19 protein-coding genes are annotated in these 18,438 nt (G+C 72.3%); 9 read left to right on the top strand and 10 right to left on the bottom strand.

The genetic code is table 11. From position 1 onward, the window contains the following. Positions 1-166: 166 nt before the first annotated feature. Genes ACH4J0_RS31665 through ACH4J0_RS31655 form a run of 3 tightly spaced genes read right to left on the bottom strand, consistent with a single transcriptional unit; the run spans position 167 to position 2,579 of the window. Entirely contained in the window at positions 167-352 is a 186-nt protein-coding gene (locus ACH4J0_RS31665; protein WP_030289436.1) for a hypothetical protein, read from the bottom strand. Positions 353-390: 38 nt separating this feature from the next. Continuing rightward, positions 391-1,215 (bottom strand): class I SAM-dependent methyltransferase, encoded by an 825-nt coding sequence (locus tag ACH4J0_RS31660; protein ID WP_396244246.1) that lies wholly within the window; start codon positions 1,213-1,215, stop codon positions 391-393. A 32-nt stretch (positions 1,216-1,247) separates the two neighbouring features. Then, a complete protein-coding gene (locus ACH4J0_RS31655; RefSeq protein ID WP_396244244.1) occupies positions 1,248-2,579 on the bottom strand; it encodes a cytochrome P450 in 1,332 nt (443 codons plus the stop codon). Between the two features lie 379 nt (positions 2,580-2,958). Between ACH4J0_RS31655 and ACH4J0_RS31650 the strand changes: the two genes are divergently transcribed. From ACH4J0_RS31650 to ACH4J0_RS31620, 7 genes are all read left to right on the top strand, one after another. Beyond that, a complete protein-coding gene (locus ACH4J0_RS31650) occupies positions 2,959-3,327 on the top strand; it encodes a hypothetical protein (protein WP_223886012.1) in 369 nt (122 codons plus the stop codon). Between the two features lie 93 nt (positions 3,328-3,420). Continuing rightward, positions 3,421-4,413, top strand: coding sequence for an ABC transporter ATP-binding protein (locus ACH4J0_RS31645; RefSeq protein WP_396244243.1), 993 nt, complete (start codon positions 3,421-3,423; stop codon positions 4,411-4,413). Then, positions 4,410-5,273: an ABC transporter permease gene (locus ACH4J0_RS31640; RefSeq protein ID WP_396244241.1), complete on the top strand. Its 864-nt coding sequence runs from the start codon at positions 4,410-4,412 to the stop codon at positions 5,271-5,273. Before ACH4J0_RS31645 ends, ACH4J0_RS31640 begins: the two co-directional genes overlap by 4 nt. Before the next feature lie 19 nt (positions 5,274-5,292). Then, positions 5,293-6,483 (top strand): cytochrome P450, encoded by a 1,191-nt coding sequence (locus tag ACH4J0_RS31635; RefSeq protein ID WP_396244240.1) that lies wholly within the window; start codon positions 5,293-5,295, stop codon positions 6,481-6,483. Positions 6,484-6,506: 23 nt separating this feature from the next. After that, entirely contained in the window at positions 6,507-7,715 is a 1,209-nt protein-coding gene (locus ACH4J0_RS31630; RefSeq protein WP_396244239.1) for a flavin monoamine oxidase family protein, read from the top strand. A gap of 11 nt (positions 7,716-7,726) precedes the next feature. Next, positions 7,727-8,668: a Rieske 2Fe-2S domain-containing protein gene (locus ACH4J0_RS31625; protein ID WP_396244238.1), complete on the top strand. Its 942-nt coding sequence runs from the start codon at positions 7,727-7,729 to the stop codon at positions 8,666-8,668. Next, on the top strand, positions 8,661-9,434 hold the full coding sequence (locus ACH4J0_RS31620) for an alpha/beta fold hydrolase (protein ID WP_396244237.1): 774 nt from the start codon (positions 8,661-8,663) through the stop codon (positions 9,432-9,434). Before ACH4J0_RS31625 ends, ACH4J0_RS31620 begins: the two co-directional genes overlap by 8 nt. Before the next feature lie 139 nt (positions 9,435-9,573). Here ACH4J0_RS31620 and ACH4J0_RS31615 read toward each other — a convergent pair whose 3' ends face one another. Genes ACH4J0_RS31615 through ACH4J0_RS31605 form a run of 3 tightly spaced genes read right to left on the bottom strand, consistent with a single transcriptional unit; the run spans position 9,574 to position 10,399 of the window. Continuing rightward, a complete protein-coding gene (locus tag ACH4J0_RS31615) occupies positions 9,574-9,762 on the bottom strand; it encodes a DUF397 domain-containing protein (protein ID WP_359795496.1) in 189 nt (62 codons plus the stop codon). Beyond that, positions 9,759-10,175: a DUF5753 domain-containing protein gene (locus ACH4J0_RS31610; RefSeq protein WP_396244235.1), complete on the bottom strand. Its 417-nt coding sequence runs from the start codon at positions 10,173-10,175 to the stop codon at positions 9,759-9,761. Before ACH4J0_RS31610 ends, ACH4J0_RS31615 begins: the two co-directional genes overlap by 4 nt. Then, complete coding sequence (locus ACH4J0_RS31605; RefSeq protein WP_396244233.1) at positions 10,172-10,399, bottom strand: multiprotein-bridging factor 1 family protein; 228 nt, start codon at positions 10,397-10,399, stop codon at positions 10,172-10,174. Before ACH4J0_RS31605 ends, ACH4J0_RS31610 begins: the two co-directional genes overlap by 4 nt. A gap of 15 nt (positions 10,400-10,414) precedes the next feature. On the opposite strand from ACH4J0_RS31605, the gene ACH4J0_RS31600 reads away from it, so the two are divergent. Next, on the top strand, positions 10,415-10,603 hold the full coding sequence (locus ACH4J0_RS31600; protein ID WP_396244232.1) for a hypothetical protein: 189 nt from the start codon (positions 10,415-10,417) through the stop codon (positions 10,601-10,603). A 135-nt stretch (positions 10,604-10,738) separates the two neighbouring features. Next, entirely contained in the window at positions 10,739-11,881 is a 1,143-nt protein-coding gene (locus tag ACH4J0_RS31595; RefSeq protein WP_396244231.1) for an MFS transporter, read from the top strand. 51 nt (positions 11,882-11,932) lie between these two features. Here the strand turns inward: ACH4J0_RS31595 and ACH4J0_RS31590 are convergent, their stop codons facing one another. From ACH4J0_RS31590 to ACH4J0_RS31575, 4 genes are all read right to left on the bottom strand, one after another. Further along, positions 11,933-12,652, bottom strand: a complete 720-nt coding sequence (locus ACH4J0_RS31590) for a G1 family glutamic endopeptidase (protein WP_396244229.1) — start codon at positions 12,650-12,652, stop codon at positions 11,933-11,935. A 221-nt stretch (positions 12,653-12,873) separates the two neighbouring features. Then, on the bottom strand, positions 12,874-13,227 hold the full coding sequence (locus ACH4J0_RS31585; protein ID WP_396244228.1) for a YciI family protein: 354 nt from the start codon (positions 13,225-13,227) through the stop codon (positions 12,874-12,876). 33 nt (positions 13,228-13,260) lie between these two features. Continuing rightward, positions 13,261-16,164: an NHLP bacteriocin export ABC transporter permease/ATPase subunit gene (locus ACH4J0_RS31580; protein WP_396244226.1), complete on the bottom strand. Its 2,904-nt coding sequence runs from the start codon at positions 16,162-16,164 to the stop codon at positions 13,261-13,263. Beyond that, positions 16,161-18,428, bottom strand: coding sequence for an NHLP family bacteriocin export ABC transporter peptidase/permease/ATPase subunit (locus ACH4J0_RS31575; RefSeq protein WP_396244224.1), 2,268 nt, complete (start codon positions 18,426-18,428; stop codon positions 16,161-16,163). Before ACH4J0_RS31575 ends, ACH4J0_RS31580 begins: the two co-directional genes overlap by 4 nt. Positions 18,429-18,438 lie beyond the last annotated feature (10 nt).

The raw sequence follows: 18,438 nt of genomic DNA, 5'->3' as shown, positions 1-18,438 counted from the left end.
GTACCTGCCGGCCCCCCGGCCGGGGGGGCGGGGGTGTGGGTGTTCAGCATCGCGCTGGGGCGGGTATAGGACGGGCGCAACCCGGAACGGGTCGGGGGGTGAGGCTTCAGGCCTCACCCCCCGACCCGTTGTGCTGCTGCTAAGCCGCCCGGCGTCGACACCACCGTCAGTAGCGCGGCTTCCGGGTCAGCGCCAGGCCGCCCAGCAGGAAGGCCACCCCGAGCACGCCGGCGACCACCGCGGAGGTGGTGTCGGCGGGCTTCTGGCTGGCGTCCATCACGGCGGTGACCAGGCCGGCGACGGCGCTGATGTAGCAGAAGATGGTGATGAAGATCTTCACCTTGGGGTGCATGGAGGTGTTCCTTTCCGGTGTCCGGGAGGGGTGGTGGATCAGGCGGTTTCCTGCGGTCCGCGGCCCGCGGGTGCGGTCGCGGCGGCGGTGAGGCCGAGCAGCATCACCCAGGCGTCGGGGTCCGACCGGAAGCGGTTCCAGCGGTCCGCGGCGAGGGCGAGTTCGGCCAGTGAGAGGACGCCCCGGGCCACCAGCGGCTCCAGGCGCTGCGGGCCGAGCTGGGGGGCGAAGGCGTCGGTGGGGTGGTCGTCGTTGGTGGTGGCGAACGGGCGCAGCACCGGCTGCTCGAAGCCGGCCGCGCGCAGCAGCCGGGGGAGCCGACGCCCGATCGAGCGGTCGCCGCCGTCGGCGCGCTGGGCGGCGGCCATCTTGGCGTGCACGCCCGCCAGTTCGGGGTACGAGGGCTCGGCCGCGCCCCACAGCGCGGAGTCCACCTCGGTGACGGCGACCCGGCCGCCCGGGCGCAGCACCCGGCGGACCTCGGCGAGCACCGCGACCGGATCGGGGACGTGCTGGAGGACGTAGCGCAGCAGCACGAAGTCCACGCTCGCGTCCGGCAGCGGCAGTTCGGCGCCGTCGGCGACCAGCAGGGTCACCCCGGGGCCGGCCGCGTGGGCGAGCAGCTCGCCGTCGATGTCGGCGGCGATCAGGGCGGTGTCGGCGGGCAGCGCGACGCGCAGCCGCCGGGTCACCGCGCCGGGGCCGGCGCCGAGTTCGAGCACGGTGCCGCTGGCGGGCAGGCCCACCTCGCGCAGGATGCGCAGCTCCTCGGGGAAGGAGAGCGCGGCCTGTGCCTCCAGCCGGTCGAGTTCGGCGCCCAGGCCGCCGCCGGTGGTGCGGGCGGGATCGTACGAACCCCCCACGGGGCGTCCCTCCACAGGGCGGACGGGGGCGGTCATCGGGGCCTCGCGATCATCGTCATGCCGTGCTTGGGGCGGAGGGTGACCAGGGCCTCGGGTTCGACCGGGAAGCCCTCGACCAGTTCCAGCCGGACCGACTGGAGCAGGGAGGCGAGCACCAGGACGGCCTCCAGCATCGCGAAGTGCTGCCCGACGCAGATCCGGTCCCCGCCGCCGAACGGCAGGTAGAGGTGGCTGCGCAGTTCGGCGCCGTCGAAGCGGTCCGGGCGGTACGCGTCCGGCTCGGCCCAGTACTCGGGGTGGCGGTGCAGCACCCACTGGCTGACGCACACCAGGGTGCCGGGTTCGACGTCGTACCCGCCGATGACGTCGGGCCCGGCGGCCCGACGGGAGATCAGCCAGACCGGCGGGTAGAGCCGCATCGCCTCCTGGATCGCCCGGCGGCAGGCCGGGAGGTCCTGGAGGTCGGCGGCGGTCGGCGGGCGGCCGCCGAGGACGCGGTCGACCTCCTCGCGGACCTTGGCCAGCTCCTCGGGGTGGCGGTCGAGCAGGTAGAGCGTCCAGGTCAGGGACTTGGCGGTGGTCTCGTGGCCGGCCATCACGATGGTCAGCACCTGGTCGCGCAGGTCCTCGTCGGATACCAGGTGGTGGCTGGACATCATGGTGTCCAGCAGGTCGCCGCCCGCTCCCGCGGTGCTGCCGCCGCCCGCGCGGCGGGAGGCGATCAGGGTGCGGGTGACGGTGTTGAGGAACACCCGGGCGCGGCCGAAGTCCGCGTACCGGCGGGCGGTGTCGGCCGGGTCCGGGTCGGGGGTCGGTACGTAGTGGCCGATGCAGCGGTTGACGGCGTCCACCGCGCGGCCGAAGCCCTCGCCGATGCCGTCGATGTCGGCGCCGAGGATGGCGTGGGTGAGGATGCCCAGGGTGAGCGCGGTGAGGTGCTGGTCCACCTCCAGCGGGGTGCCGGCCTCGACGGAGGGCCGCCAGCGCTCCAGCATCCCGGCGGTGGCGTCGGTGACGATGGTGTCGAAGGTGCGGACGGCGCTGGGCCGGAACGCCGGTGCGGTGAGGTGCCGTTGGCGGGCCCAGTCGGCGCCGTTGCTGGTCAGCAGCCCGTTGCCGAGCAGCGGGCGCAGCATGGCGTCGTCCGGGGTGCCCTCCTTGGTGTAGTTGGCGCCGTTGTCCTTCAGGACGTGCCTGGCGTACTCGGGGCGGTTGAGCAGGTAGACGGTGTCGCCGTCGGCCCGGTGCCGGGTGACGTCGCCGTAGGTGCGGGCCAGGCCGGTGATGAAGTCGAGCGGCGACTCCCTCATCAGCGCCATGTCGACGTCGTCGGCAGGGCCTGGCGGGACGGTGTGCGTAGGCACGGTGCGGACCACCCCCGTGTTTCCTCTCGATGCTCACCCGGGACTTCCGGAATACGTACGCGGCTCCCGAATGCGTACGTACGCATTTCCCGGTACGCATTCGGATGCGTATTCCGATACGTATTCCTATGCGTATTCATGGGTGCGTGACGGCTGAAATCTACCGCACCCGCCGCATGTGCTCAATACTTAGTCCCGGCGCCGGAAGTGAGGTCTTGGCGGCCAATTGCGGCCGTGTCATTCTTCATTTGTCGGCGGCGCCGGGAAGCAGGAAGTGCGAAGCACCGAGTGCCCAGCACCACGTGTTCGGCACCACGTGTTCGGCACCGAGCGCCGAGGGCCGCCGGCAATCCGGTAACCAGAGAAAAGGAAAATTCTCATGGCTTTGGACCAGAGGAAGCGGGCCGAGTTCGTCAACGGCTACACCCGCGCCCTGATCAGCGCCTGGTCGAGCGAGGAGTACGCGGCCCGCCTGCGTACCGACGCCCGCGCCGCCCTCGCCGAGGCCGGCCTGGAGCTCCCGGCCGACGCGGAGATCGTCATCGTCCAGACTGCCGCCGAGGGCGAGCAGGAGGGCAACCTCGAGGTGCAGGTGGAGCTGTACGAGATCGGTCTGGCGACCGGCCGTTACGAGTTCCACATCCCGGAGACCCCGCAGATCGACACCGCCGAGCTGAGCGAGGGCGACCTGTCGGACATCGCGGCCGGTGGCAACTCCTGCTGCTGCCCGTGCTGCTGCTGCACCTGATCGAGCCGGGAAACCCGCCCGCCGGGCAAGGCGCCCGGCCGGTCGACCTGAGTGTCAGGTCGGCCTGAACACCCCACAGAGGAGCGATCCACAGTGGCGACTGCCGTCGGGGAGCACCCCGTCTCAGTCCGCGGCCTGCGCAAGAGTTACGGCGACTGGCACGCGGTCCAGGGCCTGGATCTGGACATCCACCAGGGTGAGGTCTTCGCCCTGCTCGGGCCGAACGGCGCGGGCAAGACGACGACCGTCGAAATCCTGGAGGGTGTCCGCCAGCGAACCGGCGGTGACGTGCGGGTCCTCGGCTGTGACCCAGCCGAGGACCGGCGCGAGTGGCGCGCCAGGATCGGGGTCGTTCCGCAGACCACCGGCGCCTACTCGGACCTGACGGTCCGTGAGGTGGTCGAGCACTTCGCGGCGTTCTACCCGAATCCGCTCCCGGTCGGCCAGGTCATCGACATGGTCGGACTGGGCAAGCACGAGAAGAAGCAGAGCACCGACCTCTCCGGGGGGCAGGCCCGGCGGCTCGACGTCGCGGTGGGCATCGTCGGTGATCCGGACCTGATCTTCCTCGACGAACCCACCACCGGGTTGGACCCGGTGGCTCGCCGGGAGGCCTGGGACCTGGTCCGCTACTTCTCCGAGCGCGGTCGCACCACCGTGCTCACCACGCACTACCTCGACGAGGCCGAGGCGCTGTGCCAGCGCGCCGCGGTGATCGTCGCCGGCCGGGTGGTCCAGTGCGGGCCGCTGGCCGAGTTCGGCGGCCGTTCGCAGACTCCGACCACGGTCTCCTTCCGGATTCCGCCGGAGCTGGCCGGCCGCACGCTGCCGTCGTTGCCACCCGGGGCCGAACCGGCCCCGGTGGGCGCGGGCGGCGTGCTCAGGATCGGCACCCACGCCCCGACCGCGCTGCTCGCGGCGCTGGTCCCGTGGGCACAGCAGGCGGGTGTCGCCGAGCTGCCCGAACTGCGGGTGCACCGGCCGACGTTGGAGGACGTGTACCTCGATCTCATCAGGGAGAACGTCAACGGCACCGACCGCGGCGCCGACACCACCCAGCTGATCACCGAGGCGGGCACCCGATGACCCTCACCCAACCCTCCGCTCCCACCGTCCGCACCGCCGAAGCGCCCCGGCGCACCGGCCGGATGCCCGGCATCTGGCGGGCCGGCGCGGCCCGCTCCAAGGTGGAGCTGCGGGCGTTCTTCCGCAACAAGCAGTCGCTGGTCTTCACCCTGATGTTCCCGGTGATCCTGCTGGTCGTCTTCGGCTCGATCTTCTCCGGGAAGGTGGCCGGCACCGACACCGACCTCAAGCAGGTGTTCATGGCCGGCATCATCGCCGCCGGTGTGATGAGCACCGCCTTCTCCGGCCTGGCCATCAACATCGCGATCGAGCGGGACACCGGCACGGTGCGCCGGCTCGCGATGACCCCGATGCCCAAGTCGGCGTACTTCGTCGGCAAGCTGGTGCGGGTCATCGTCACCACCGCGCTGGAAGCGGTGCTGCTGATCGGCATCGCCCTGGCCCTGTTCGGGCTGCCGCTGCCCAGCACCCCCGAGCGCTGGTTCACCCTCGGCTGGGACCTCGCGCTCGGCACCGTCGCCTGCGCGATGGCCGGCGCCGCCTACTCGGCGCTGATCCCCAACAGCCGGTCGGCGGCGGCGATCGTCACCCCGGTGTTCATGGTGCTGCAGTTCATCTCCGGCGTGTTCTTCCCGTTCGGCCAACTGCCCGCCTGGATGCAGACGGTGGCCGCGTTCTTCCCGGTCAAGTGGATGGCCCAGGGCTTCCGCTCGGTCTTCCTGCCGGAGTCCTTCAAGGCCGTGGAACCGGCCGGGAACTGGGAGCTGGGGCACATCGCGATGGTGCTCGTCGCCTGGTCGCTGGCCGGCCTGGTACTGACCGCCTTCTCCTTCCGCTGGCGCGGACCCCGGGTCCGCTGATCTACAAGGAGCCGGACCCATGACGACGGCGCCGGTGCGCCTGCCGGAGCACCTGATCCACCCGTTCGCCCCCGCCGGGCGGGCGAACCCGCACCCGGCGTACCGGTGGCTCCGGGCCAACGACCCGGTCCACTACGACGCCGTGTCCCGGCTCTGGCTGGTCACCGGCCACGGCGACTGCGCGACGGTCCTGCGCGACCCGCGCTTCTCCGCCGCCCAGGGCCAGCGGGAACGCGCCCGCGACGACGCCCTGCCGCCGTCCATGCTCACCGCCGACCCGCCGGACCACCACCGGCTCCGGGCCCCGGGGGCACTGCTCCTGGGGCCGGCGGCCGTACGGTCCCTCTCCGCCGGTCTGCTGGAGGACGTGGACGCGCTGCTCGACCGGCTGCCGGTGGGCGGCCGGGTCGACGCGGTGGCGGAGATCGGCCGACCGCTCGCCACCGCCGTGTACGCGCGGCTGTTCGGGCTGCCCCCAGGGGATTCGAAGCGCTTCGAGGCGCTCGCCCGGGCCGCGTCCGTCAACCTCGACCCGATGGTGCCCCCGGCCCGCGCCGCCCTCGGGCGCAGCGCCGCCGGGGCGTTGACCCACTACCTGGACGGGCACGCCGCTTCGGTCGCGGGCCGCACAGACGTGCCGCTGGCCGCCCTGGCCGCCGACGACCGGCTGAGCCGCGCCGAGATGCTCGGCATCCTGAGTCTGGCCGTCATCGGCGGCTGGCAGCCGCTCGCCGAGTTCATCGGCAACGCCCTGCACCTGCTGCTGCCCGATCGGGCGGCGGTGTCCTCCCTGGCGGGGGCCGACGAGGACCTCGCCCGCCTCGCCGTCGACGAGCTGCTGCGGCTGGAGGCACCGATCCCCTTCACCGCCCGGGTCACCACCGACCGGGTCGAGCTGAGCGGAGGCGCACTGCCGCCCGGCGCCCGGGTGCTCGCGGTGCTCACCGCCGCCAACCGCGACCCGTCCGTCTTCGCCGACCCCGAGGAGCTGCGGCTCGGCCGCAGTCCCAACCCGCACCTCGGCTTCGGCGGCGGCCCGCACTTCTGCCTGGCCGCCCCGCTGGTCCGCCAGACCGCCGCCCTGCTGCTGCCCCGGCTGGTCCGGCGCTTCCCGGCGCTGCGCGGGCCGGACGGCGCGCCGGACTGGGACCAGTGCCTGGTGCCACGCCGGCTGCGGGCGCTCCCGGTCGACCTCGGGGGTGCGCTGTGACCGCTGTGACTGATGTGACAGATATGGCTGATGTGATCGTGGTCGGCGCCGGAGCGTCCGGCCTGAACTGCGCCCGGCTGCTGTCCCGGGAGGGTCTGCACGTCGTGGTGTACGAGGCCCGGGCGCGGGTCGGCGGACGCATCCGCACCTTCCAGCCCGCCGACGGCGGCCCGCCGCTGGAACTCGGCGCCCAGGTGGTGCACGGGGACCGCAATCCGGTGCACGAGCTGCTCGGCCCCGGCCGCACCCGTGCCGTACCGCGCCGGGTCACCGCCCGGATCGTCGAGGACGGCACCGCCCGGGAGATGGGTGCGCTGAGCTCCGGCCGCCGCGCCCCCTGGCAGCTGGAGGCCGTGCTCCAGCGCAGCCCCGGCGTCACCGGGCTGTCCGTCGCCAGCTGGCTGCGCGCGTGCGGCAGCACCGGCACCGAGTCGACGGCCGTTCTCGAATGGTTCCGGCAGAACTGGGCCGCCGATCCGGAGGAGCTGAGCGCCGCGGGCATCGCCCGGGCGCACCGCGGGGACACCGTCGGGGAGGGCGAGTTCGCCGTCGAGGGTGGCTTCGCCCGGCTGCCCGAGCGGCTCGCGGAAGGCCTGGACGGACGGCTGCGGCTCGGGGAGCCCGTCCGGGAGCTGGTGTACGAGCCGGGGCGGGTCACCGTACGGACCGACGCCGGGACGGCCTCCGCCCGCGCCGCTGTGCTCACCGTCCCGCCGGCCGTGCTGATCCCGGGGTTGCCCGCGTGGAAGGCGGCTGCCGCCACTGACCTGCCCGCCGGGGACGGCTGCTGCGTGGTGATCACCCTGGACCGGCCCGCGCCCGACACCGTGATCGTGTTCGACGTCGACGGCTCGACCGGGTTCACCCGCTGCGCCGCCGGACGGCCCGAGGTGCTGGTGGTCGCCAAGGCCGACGCCGCTGCCTCCCTGCGGGCGGCCGGCACCGGTACGGCGCTGTCCGCCCTGCTGGCCACCGCACTGCCCTGGACGGCCGGTGCGGCCGTGCTGGAGGTCGTGGTCGCGGACTGGGGACAGGACCCGTACGCCCGAGGGGCGTTCACCGCACCCCGGGCAGGGCGGGAGGACGCCGCCCGCCGGTGGGCCGAACCCGTGGACGACACGCTCTTCTTCGCCGGCGAGGCGACCGTCGCGGGCGAGCAACTGCCCTGGGTGCAGGGCGCCCTGGCCAGCGGCGAGCGGGCCGCCGAACAAGTCCTCAAGGCACTTCGATGAACGTGAGTCCGATGACCGTGCACCACGGCTGGTACCTGCTGGCCTTCCGATCCGAACTGGTTGACGAGATCACTCCGTTGGCGATCGGTCCGCGCCGCCTGATCGCCGTCCGGGAGGGCGAGCGGACCCGCGTTCTCGACGGCTCCTGCCCCCACCGCGGCGCCCACCTGGGCTACGGCGGACGGCGCGAGGGCGACTGCGTGGTCTGCCCGTTCCACGGCAAGCGGATCGGGCTCGGGGACCCGTCCAAGCACTGGTCGGTGGCCGAGCACCGGGTGCTGGAGTGGGGCGACGCGGTGTTCGTCCGGCTCTCGGACGACCCGGACGGCGACCGCGGGTTCGAGCAGTCCCTCAAGGGCTGGGAGATGGACTACCCGCTGGTCGCGGCCGTCGGCCTGCCGGTCGACGTGCCGTCCGAGTACGTGGTGGAGAACGCCTTCGACCCCGACCACTTCAAGGCCGTGCACGGCGTGCCCGGCAACCAGGGGATGGCCACGCGCATCGGCGAGCACGGCGAGCTGGTCATCGAGGGCCAGTTCCTGATGCAGGCCTCGCCCTGGCAGGACGCGCGCCGGCTGGAGGAGATCCGCTGGGAGGCGGTTCGTACGGGCCGGGTGCGGTGGGACTTCAAGCCGCGCTTCCACGCCCAGGCGTTCAGCCCGAACGTGGTGGTCACCGAGTTCGGCCCGGAGTCGGAACGACAGGTGATCGTCACCGGCTCGGTGCCGTCGGCCGAGGGCGGCTGCACCGCCCGCGTCGCCATCGGCGTGCGCGAGCACCAGCGGGCCGCGCTGCCCGCCCTGCTCAGCGGCAGCGAGAAGGCGCTGGCGGAGGACAAGGTGGTCTGGGAACACCTCGACCACGCCATGACCCCGCGCTACGACGCCCGGGACGCACCGGTGCTCGCCTTCCGCCGGTTCTGCGCCGACTTCTCCGGAGGCACTGATGCCTGAAGCCCTGCACCTGCGCCGCCGGGGCAGCGGCCCTGCCGTGCTCTGGATCCACGGCTACACCATGGACTCCACCACCTGGCAGCCCCTGTGGGACCGCCTCCCCGGCTGGACCCACATCGGCATCGACCTGCCCGGCCACGGCGGATCCGCCCCGCTCCCCCCGGGGCTGCCGCTCACCGCCCTGGCCGGGCAGCTGGCCGAGGTCGCGAAGGAAACCGACGCCAGGTCGGTGGTCGCCCTGTCCTTCGGCTCGATGTCCGCCATCCAACTCGCCATCCAGGAGCCGGGGCTGGTCGACAACCTCGTCATCGCCGCCCCCACCCTCGCCGGCACCCCCAACGAGGACTCCGCCAGGGTCCGCTACCAGCAGCTCTCGATGCTCTACCGCATGGTCGGGCCCGGTGAGCAGCTGGCCGACCTCTGGATGCAGTCCCCGCCCGACATCTTCACCGGCACCCAGCGCCACCCCGCCCTGCGGGCCTCTCTCCGCGAGGTCGTCGCCCGCCACACCTGGGCCGAACTCGGCAACCGCGCCATGGACGCCCTCACCTCCCACAAGCACACTGCCGAGGACCTGCGCCGCATCACCGCCCGCACCCTGGTCGTCCTCGGCGACGAAGACATGCCCGCCTTCGTCCGCAACGCCGAACTCCTACGTGCCACCGTCCCGGATTGCCAGTTGGAGACCCTGAAGGAGACCGGCCACCTCCCCCTCCTGGAACGCCCCGACCTCAGCGCGGAGTTGATCGCCACCCACTTGTCCTGAGACGCACGAAAGCGGCCCGTCCCCCGTGTCCGGGGAATGGGCCGCTTTCGTGTCAGCCGAAGGGCAACACTTGGGTGCTGCCCCCGGCCAGGATGCGCGCGTACTCGCCTTCGCCGTCGAGATCTCGGACCTACCGGAGTCAGGCCTCGGTGGCGGCGGCGAAGGCTACGAAGGCCTGCCAGGCGGCCGGCTCGAAGGCCAGCTGGGGGCCGCTCTTGTCCTTGGAGTCACGCACGTGGATGACACCGGGCGTCTCGGCGACCTCGACGCATGCGCCACCCTCGTTGCCGCTGTAGCTGCTCTTGAACCATGCCAGCTCAGTGCTCATCGCTCTCCCAAGATCTTCTCGATCAAGGCCAGGGATTCCTCGGGACTGTAGGCCTGTGCCCTGAGGACGTTGTAGCGCGCGTTCATGATCCGGACTTCATCCGGGTCGGAGATCAGCCTACTGCTCGTCTGCACCTCGATGTATGCGTGCTGAGGTCGCCCCTTGGGCGAGATCAGAATGAACGGGCCGCCCATCCCGGCGTGTTCGGATCTGTCCAACGGCAGTACCTGGACGACCATGCCACGAGTCCGTCCGACCTCCAGGAGATGACGCAACTGAGCCGCGTGCACGTCCCACCCGCCGAGTGGCCTGCGCAGCACGCTCTCGTCGATCACCCAGCTGAACATTCCGCGAGGCCATCGAGTCAGGATCTCCTGTCGCGCCATCCGCGCCGCGACCCGCGTCTCGATCATTTCAACTCCGGCTGCAGGGTGCGAACTCCGCGCTCCACCGAGCTGATCAATCGCTCGCCGTAGCCGACGAGTTCGCCAAGCTCTTTCCGTGTCAGTCCGGCCCGCTCCCGTAGGAGCTTGATCTGCTTGCCGATCGCCCGGAAGAAGTCCGAGACCTCGCCCAGGTCCTCCGGCAGTTCCGTCCGGATGTCCTCGCCCGACTCGCTCTTACGCACCGCACTCATCGCGACCAACCCCCTGTGATTCAGCCGCAGAACAAAAGCTGTCCGCACTCGCACGAGCACTCTCTGTGCCCGTCGGAGTCCCTGTCCGGGCGCGGTCTCACCCTCATCGACGCCCTCTGCGACCGCTGGGGCACCATCCCCCGCCACCCCAACGCGAAGACCGTCTGGGCCGAACTCGACCTCGTCGCCCCGGATGCCACCTGAACCCCACGCCTCGCGGCCCCGGACGCTTCGGACGTTGAGGTCGCAATCGCGCCAGCCGGGGCCCGGCACCGCTGTTGGACTGGTTGCGTGCCCACAACTCCTCTTCTCCCATCGCCGGTTGGCACTCGCAGCCGGGTGCGCAGCTGGTCGGCCGTGGTCTCCGTGATGACGGGGATCTTCGTCATCGTGACCACCGAGATCCTGCCGATCGGCCTTCTCACCCCGATCGGCGACACCTTCCGGATCTCGGACGGTACCGCCGGGCTGATGATGACCCTGCCGGGGATCGTCGCGGCCGTGGCCGCCCCGGTTGTCACGGTCGCCGTTCGGCGGGCCGACCGGCGCCGGGTCCTGTGCGGGCTCATGTTGGCCCTCGCGCTGGCCGATCTCGTCAGTGCGCTCGCGCCCGGCTATTGGGCGGTGCTCGCCGCCCGGGTCGTGCTCGGAGTGGTGATCGGCGGGTTCTGGTCGGTCGGGGCCGGACTCGCGCCGCGTCTGGTGGCGGGGGCGGAGCGGCAGGCCCGGGCCAACACGGTGATCTTCTCGGCCGTCCCGCTGGGGTCGGTCCTGGGCGTGCCCGCCGGGGTGCTGCTCGGCCACCTGGCCGGGTGGCGGGCGGCCTTCGGGGCCATGGCGCTGCTGACCCTCGCTGTCTTCGCCGCCCTCGCCGCGACCCTGCCCCCGCTGCCGCCGGAGGCCGCGACCGGGCTCGCCGTCCTGCGGGGGCTGTTGCGCAGGCGGGCGGTCCGGGCCGGGCTGGTGGTGACTCTCCTCCTGGTGAGTGCCCACTTCGGCACGTACACCTACGTGACCCCGTTCCTGGAGGACGTCACCCAGGCCGGCCCGGACGCCGTCACTGCGCTGCTGCTGGTGTACGGGGCCGCGGGCGTCGTCGGCAACGTCGCGGGCGGAGTCTGGGCGGCCCGGCGGCGCGCCACCTTCACCCTCGCCATCGGCCTGCTCGCCGCCGCCGTCCTGCTGCTGCCCGCCCTCGGGACCACCTGGCCGGTCGCGGCGCTGCTGTTCGCGGCGTGGGGCCTCGCCTACGGCGCCGTCCCGGTCTGTGCCCAGACCTGGTTCATCCGCGCGGCCCCGCACGCGCCGGAGGCGGCCACCGTCGTCTTCACCTCCTCCTTCCAGGCCACCATCTCGCTCGGTGCCCTGGTCGGCGGTGCGGTCGTCGACGCCTCGTCGCCGTCGACGGTGCTGCTGCTCGGCGGGTGCGTCGCGCTCGTCGCCGCAGCGGTGGCGCACGTTTCCGCAGCTCGGGAACCGTAGAAGAGGAGCAGGAAGTCGGCCCGGCCGACTTCCTGCTCCTCGATACGATGGCTATTCCGCCAGGAAGGTGTCGGTGAAGCTGGTGCCGCTGGAGCCGAGGGCGCTGGTGCGGGCCTCGTAGGTGCCGTTGGCGCTGGGGTCGAGGGCGACCGGGCTGAAGGACCCGAGGGACTTGCCGTTGACCGTCGCCGAGGTGAAGCTCAGTGTGCCGAAGTCGGGGTAGGAGCCGGTCGGCGACTCGATGATGACCTCGGCGCTGGTCCGTTGTGCGGAGACGGACTTGGTCGTGGTGTAGGTCCAGCCCTGCGAGGAGTCGGTGAGCTTGAGGGTGTAACGGTTGCTCCCGGCGTAGGTCACCGAGGCGCTGATGTGGTCGCCGGCCGAGACCGGGTAGGAGCTGAGGCTCAGGTAGACCGGGTTCGCCGGGTACATCTCGTACCAGGCCTGGTTCACCGGGCTGCCGCTGGAGCAGTCGGTCGCGACGCCGGTCTGTTCCACGGAGGACGAGCCGTACCCGTCGATGCCGACCCAGGGGGCGTAGAGGTCGTTGGTGGAGTTGCAGACCGCGTCCGGTTCGGTCCAGGAGGCCGAGACCGAGGTGAAGCCGCTGCCGGTGGCGGCGTAGCCGCCCCAGTTGTAGCCGTTGGTGTTGTACGCGAGGGGGCGGAACGCCAGGCTCTGGGCGGCCGCCGCGGTGGTCGGTGCCGCGGGGGCGGCGAGGGTGGTGGCGGCTGCCGCGAGGGTGGCGAGGCGGATCATGAATTTGCGCATGTCGGCTCCTTCGTTGGGGGCGAGCAGGAGGTGCACGCGCCAGCCCGGCCGTTGGGGGTGGCCGTTGAGGGGTGGCAGTACAGAGTTGCGGACTGTCATGAGCCCGGCAAGAGGTGCGGCGACGATGTTGGCGAGTCAATTGCACTATCCGATGCGAGACTTGACCCAACTCATGATGGCCCCCGTCTTCCCAGGACGGGGGCCTTCATGTATCGCCGTGCTCAGGTCACCCGCACCGGCCGGACCTCGACGAGGTCGCCCGGGGCCGCGGGCATCCAGCGCGCCCACGACACGGCCTCCGCCTCGTCCGCGACGTCGATGACCCACAACCCGCCGAGGTGTTCGTGCCCCTCCCGGTACGGTCCGTCGGAGACCGGTGCGTCGGCGCCGCCGCCGGGCACCACCAGGCGGGCGCTGCAACTGCGCCGCAGCCCGCCGCCGTAGCGGACGGTGACCCCGGCCTCGTGCAGCGCGCGCCCGAACCGCGCGTGGGCGGCGTCGAGTTCGGCCTGTTCGGCCTCGCTCAGTCCGTTCCAGACCCGCTCGTCGCCGTGAATGAGCAGGGTGAATTCCATCGTTCTCTCTTCTTCCGTCTACCCGTCCACCGACTACATCTGCCGGTGCGCCAGCCGGGCGAACAGTCCGTTCCGGTCGGCCAACAGTTCTTCGTAGCGGCCCTGCTGGACCACCCGGCCCTGGTCCATCACGATGATCCGGTCGGCTTCGGCCACCGTCGACAGCCGGTGGGCGATGACCACCCGGGTCGCGTTGAGCCGGCGGGTGGATTCGGTGACGAGGCGCTGGGTGGGGTTGTCCAGGGCGCTGGTCGCCTCGTCGAAGAACACGATGCGGGGTCGGGAGACGAGCGCGCGGGCGATCATCAGGCGTTGCCGCTGGCCGCCGCTGAGGGTGCTGGTGCCCTCGGAGAGCACGGTGTTCATGCCCATGGGCATGGCCGCGATGTCCTTGTCGATGCCGGCCATCTCGGCGGCGGCCCAGGCGTCGTCGAGGGTGTGGTTGGTGGAGCCGACGATGTTGGCCTTGATGTCCCCGGCGAGCAGCGCGCCGTGCTGGAGGACCACCCCGCACTGGCGGCGGACGGCGGAGACCTCCAGCTCGCCGAGGTCCTGTCCGTCGTACAGCACCGTGCCGCTCTCGGGGCGTTCGAAGCCGAGCAGCAGCCGCAGCACGGTGGACTTGCCGCTGCCGGACGGCCCGACGATCGCGACGAACTCGCCGGGCTCGATGCTGAGCGTGACGTCCTGGAGCGCGGCGGGGCCGTCCTCGCCGTAGCGGAAGGTGACGTGGCTGAGACCGAGGCGTCCGGAGAGGTCCCCGGGATCGGCCTTGGTGTCGTCGACCTCGGGCTTCTCCTCCAGGATCGGCCGCAGCCGTTCCAGCATCGGCACGACGCCCATCGCGGTGACGGCCGCCGAGGTGAACTGGAGGCTGGAGGCGATCAGCAGGTTGAAGGCGGTGAAGAAGGAGAGGAAGACCGGGATCGGCACGTCGCCGTCCAGCGGCCCGGCGATGACGCCGAAGATGACCACCGAACACACCAGCGGAAAACCGGCGTTGAAGGTGGTGACGGCGTTCTGCACCCGGCGCGAGGAAGCGGCCAGGCCGCGACCCTTGCCGAGTTCCGCGGCCCACACCCCGAACACCCGGTCCTCGGCCGCGGTGACGCGCAGCTTGGGGACGGCGGTGAGCAGTTGGAAGACCCGGGCGGACATCGCCTGCTCGTGGGCGTAGAGCCGGCGCTGCCAGCGGACCTCCAGCCGCCCGGCGGCCAGGCCCACCCCGACGCCGACCAGCACCAGCAGGGTGGCCAGCCCGGCCAGCCGCAGGTCGTAGAAGTACACCAGCACCAGGTTGGCGAGGCCGGTCAGCAGCCCGAGGGTCGCCGTGGTCATCATCCCGGAGAGGGTCTCCTGGGCGGCGCTGACGCCGAGCACCGTGGTGCCGAGCTCGCCGGTGGAGTAGTTGGCGAAGAACGGCGCGGGCAGGGACAGCAGCCTGGTCCAGACGCCGACCTGCATCGCGGCGGTGGAGCGGCTCTCGATCCGCAGCACCGCGATGTTCTGCACGATGGACAGCGCGGCCACCGCCATCGCGGAGCCGATCACCACGAGCGCGCCCTCGGTGATCAGGTTGCGCTGGGCGTGGGCGACGAAGGTGCCGAGCACCTCACCGGTCATCACCGGGACGAGCAGGCCGATCAGCGCGACCAGGGCGGCCATGCCGGTGAACATCCACAGGTCCTGCCGGTTGTTGCGCAGGCCGAAACGGAGCAGCCCGCCGACGGTGCGCACGGCCGCGGGCAGCGGCCGGTACAGCACCGTGGCCTTGTTCTGCAGTTCGGCGGCGAGCTTCGCGGTCAGCGGGGTGACCTTGCCGGCCTCGGCCAGCACGTAGCCGTTGCCCAGCGGGAGCAGCGCGACCGGGGCGCCGGCCTTGCGGTAGCCGACCATCGCGCCGAGGTCGTTCTGCCACCACTTGCCGTCCAGCCGGACGGAGCGGGTGCGGACGTGCGAGGCCAGGGCGATCGCCTGGAGCCGGTCGAGCCGGCGGTCGTGGCCGCTGCCGGCCACCGGGGCGGTGACGGTGAAGCCCTGGTGCGCGGCGACCAGCCGGGCGGCGGCCAGGGTCGGTTCGTCGCCGGTGGCGTCGCCGATCCGCAGCCGGGAGGCGGTGTCGCGCAGGATGGTCTCGAAGCCGCGGGCGGAGTCGGCGAGGGTGCCGGCGTCGCGTTGCCGACGGGTGGCGATCAGCGCGGTCTCGGCGGTGCGGCGGGCCTCGATCCGGCGGTCGACGGCGTCCAGCAGCCGCCCGCAGTGGGCGGCGAGGCGCTCCCACAGGCCGCCCCGGTCGAGGAGTTCGCGCGGGGAGCGGGCCCGTACGGTGGCCGGGCCGGTCGCGACCAGCCAGTCCCGTTCGGTCAGCAACACCTCGGCGCCTCCGGTGAGTTCGCCGTCCTCGCCCTCGGGCGCCTCGACGGCTCCCTCCTCGACCAGCACCCACTGGAGGCCGTCCACCGAGCGCAGCGCCTGGCCCTTCTTGAGGACGGTCGGCTCGGCGGGGTCGAGCGGGACGAACTCGCGCGGCGGGAGGGTGTCGCGCAGCGCGCCGGCCAGCGCGGTGAGGCCGCGGGCCAGCCCGGCGAGGAACTGGTCGGCGGCGCCGCAGGTGCCGCCGGAACCGGCGCCGGTCAGCCCCGCGACGCGGGAGGTGGCGAGGTAGGACAGCTCGGCGCCGAGCACCGGCCGGGCGACGATGCCGCGGCGCGCCCCGATGGCCGCCGTGCCGGGCACCAGGGTGCCCGCCTCGATCCGGCAGAGGAAGTGCCAACGGCCCTGGGGCGTACCGGAGTCGAGGTGGACGGCGAACAGGTCGACGGCACCGGAGCGGACCAGCAGCATCCGCCCCGGGTCGTCGAGCACGAGGTAGCGCTCACCCGAGGGCTCGGCCGCCTCGGTGAGGAGCGGGGAGAAGACTTCCACGGCGGCGGTCACAGTTCGTCCTCCTCCTCGCGGCGCGCGGACTCGATGAGCGCGGTGTAGTGCCCGCCGAGCGCCAACAGCTCGTCGTGGGTGCCGCGTTCGACGATCGAGCCCTCGTGGAGCACGATGATCTCGTCGGCGTCGCGGACGGTGGAGAGCCGGTGCGCGATGATCAGGCAGGCGCAGCCGCGGCGGCGCAGGTTGTCCATGATCACCCGCTCGGTCTCCGGGTCGAGCGCGCTGGTCGCCTCGTCCAGCACCAGCAGGGTCGGCTCGCTGGCCAACGCCCGCGCCAGCTCCAGGCGTTGGCGCTGGCCGCCGCTGAAGTTGCGGCCGCCCTCCAGGACCGGGCTGTGGATGCCGCCGGGGCGGGTCATCACGGTGTCGAAGACGGCGGCGTCGCGCAGCGCGGCGGTGACGGCCTCGTCCGGGACGTCGTCGTTCCAGAGCGTCAGGTTGTCCCGGACGGTGCCCTCGAACAGCGAGATGTCCTGGTCGACGTAGGCGAGCGAGGAGGCCAGCACGGTGCGGGAGATCTCCTCGCGCGGCCGCCCGTCCAGCAGGACCCGGCCGGACCACGGGGTGTAGAGGCCGGTGAGCAACCGGCCCAGGGTGGACTTGCCGCTGCCGGAGCCGCCGACCACGGCGACCCGGCGGCCGGGGACGACGGTCAGGCTGAGGTCCTTGATGATCGGCTCGGAGAGCGGGCTGTAGCCGAAGCGGACGTCCTCGAACTCCAGGGTGCCGTCCAGCTTGGGCCCGGCCGGCGGCTCGGGCCTGGCGAAGGCGGCGGCCACCGGGTAGCGCTCGACGTCGTACAGCCGCTTGATGTCCGCGGTGACGTCCTGCAGCCGGCCGCCCAGGTTGGTGAGCTGGGTGACGGGGCGGCTGAGCGCGGCCAGCAGTGTCTGGAAGGAGACCAGGATGCCGACGCTCATCGCGCCGTCCACCACCCGCTGGCCGCCGACCAGCAGGATCAGTCCGCTGTTCAGCGCGGCCAGCATCGGCGGCACCACGGTGAGCACGGCGCTGGGGATGCCCAGCTTCTGCTTGGCGGTGACGACCTTGGCCAGGAAGCCGGCCCAGCGGCCGAAGGCGTCCTGCTCGGCGCCGGTGGCCTTGACGGTCTCGATCAGGGACAGCGTGGTGAAGGTGGTCGCGGTGAGGTTGCCGCGGTCGGTGCGCAGCGCGGCGACCGCGTCGGTGCGGGCCCGGGCGACGGCCTGCAGCACGACCACGTTGAGCAGCGCCATGCCGACGCCGACCACGCCGAGCAGGATGTCGTAGCGGATCAGCACGGCCGCGTAGAACAGCACCAGTCCGAGGTTGATCACGGTGAGCGCGAGGTCGCGGGAGAGGATCTCGGCGACCACGTCGTTGCCGGACACCCGCTTGGCGACCTCGGCCGGGCGGCGCTGGAGGAAGAAGTCGACCGGCAGCCGCAGCAGGTGCCGGAAGAACCGGGCGGAGCTGACCAGCCCCATCCGGATCTCGATCCGCAGCAGGTAGTGCCGCTGGACGGAGGTCAGGACGAAGACGACCACGGCGGTCGCGGTCATGGCCGCCAGCAGCGGGAGGAGGTACCCGCTCCCGCTGCCGGCCAGGACCCGGTCGATGAACACCCGGGTGTACGCGGGGACCGCGATGCCGGGCAGCACCAGCAGCAGGCTGGCGAGCAGAACCAGCGGCATGGCGCGCCCGGTGGGCAGCCGGCGCTCCAGCAGGGCGCGGCCGATGCCGCCCTTGTCGCCGCCGGGCTCGAAGCCGGGGCCCTTCTCGAAGGAGAGGACGATGCCGGTGAAGCCGGAGTCGAACTCGTCCCACTCCATCAGCCGGGGGCCGCTGGCGGGGTCGTTGACGGCGACGACGGTGCGGCCGTACCGGGTGCGGACGCCCTCGACCACCATGAAGTGCTGGAACGCCCAGAAGATGATCACCGGGCCGTCGAGGTCGCGGAGCTTCTCGGCCTCGGTCTGATAGCCGCGGGCCGTGAGCCCGTAGGTGCGGGCGGCGTTCAGCAGGGTGGAGGCGCGGGCGCCGTCGCGGGACACGCCGCAGACGCCGCGCAGGTCCTCCAGCGGGACCCAACGGCCGTGGTAGGCGAGGATCATGGCGAGGCTGGCGGCGCCGCACTCGACCGACTCCATCTGCAGGACGGTCGGGACGACGTGCCGCCAGCGCCGCGGCGCGGCCGCCCGGGTGGGGCGGCCGCGGCGGCGCTTCTTCTGCTTCTCCTCCGGGGAGGCGGAGGTGGTCTCCGGGATCGTGGCTGTCATCGGAGCCCCC

This window comes from Kitasatospora sp. NPDC017646, from assembly GCF_044329365.1.
Classification (GTDB): Bacteria; Actinomycetota; Actinomycetes; order Streptomycetales; family Streptomycetaceae; genus Kitasatospora.
Note: the sequence above shows the minus strand (reverse complement) of the source record. Positions and strands in the feature narration are given on the sequence as shown.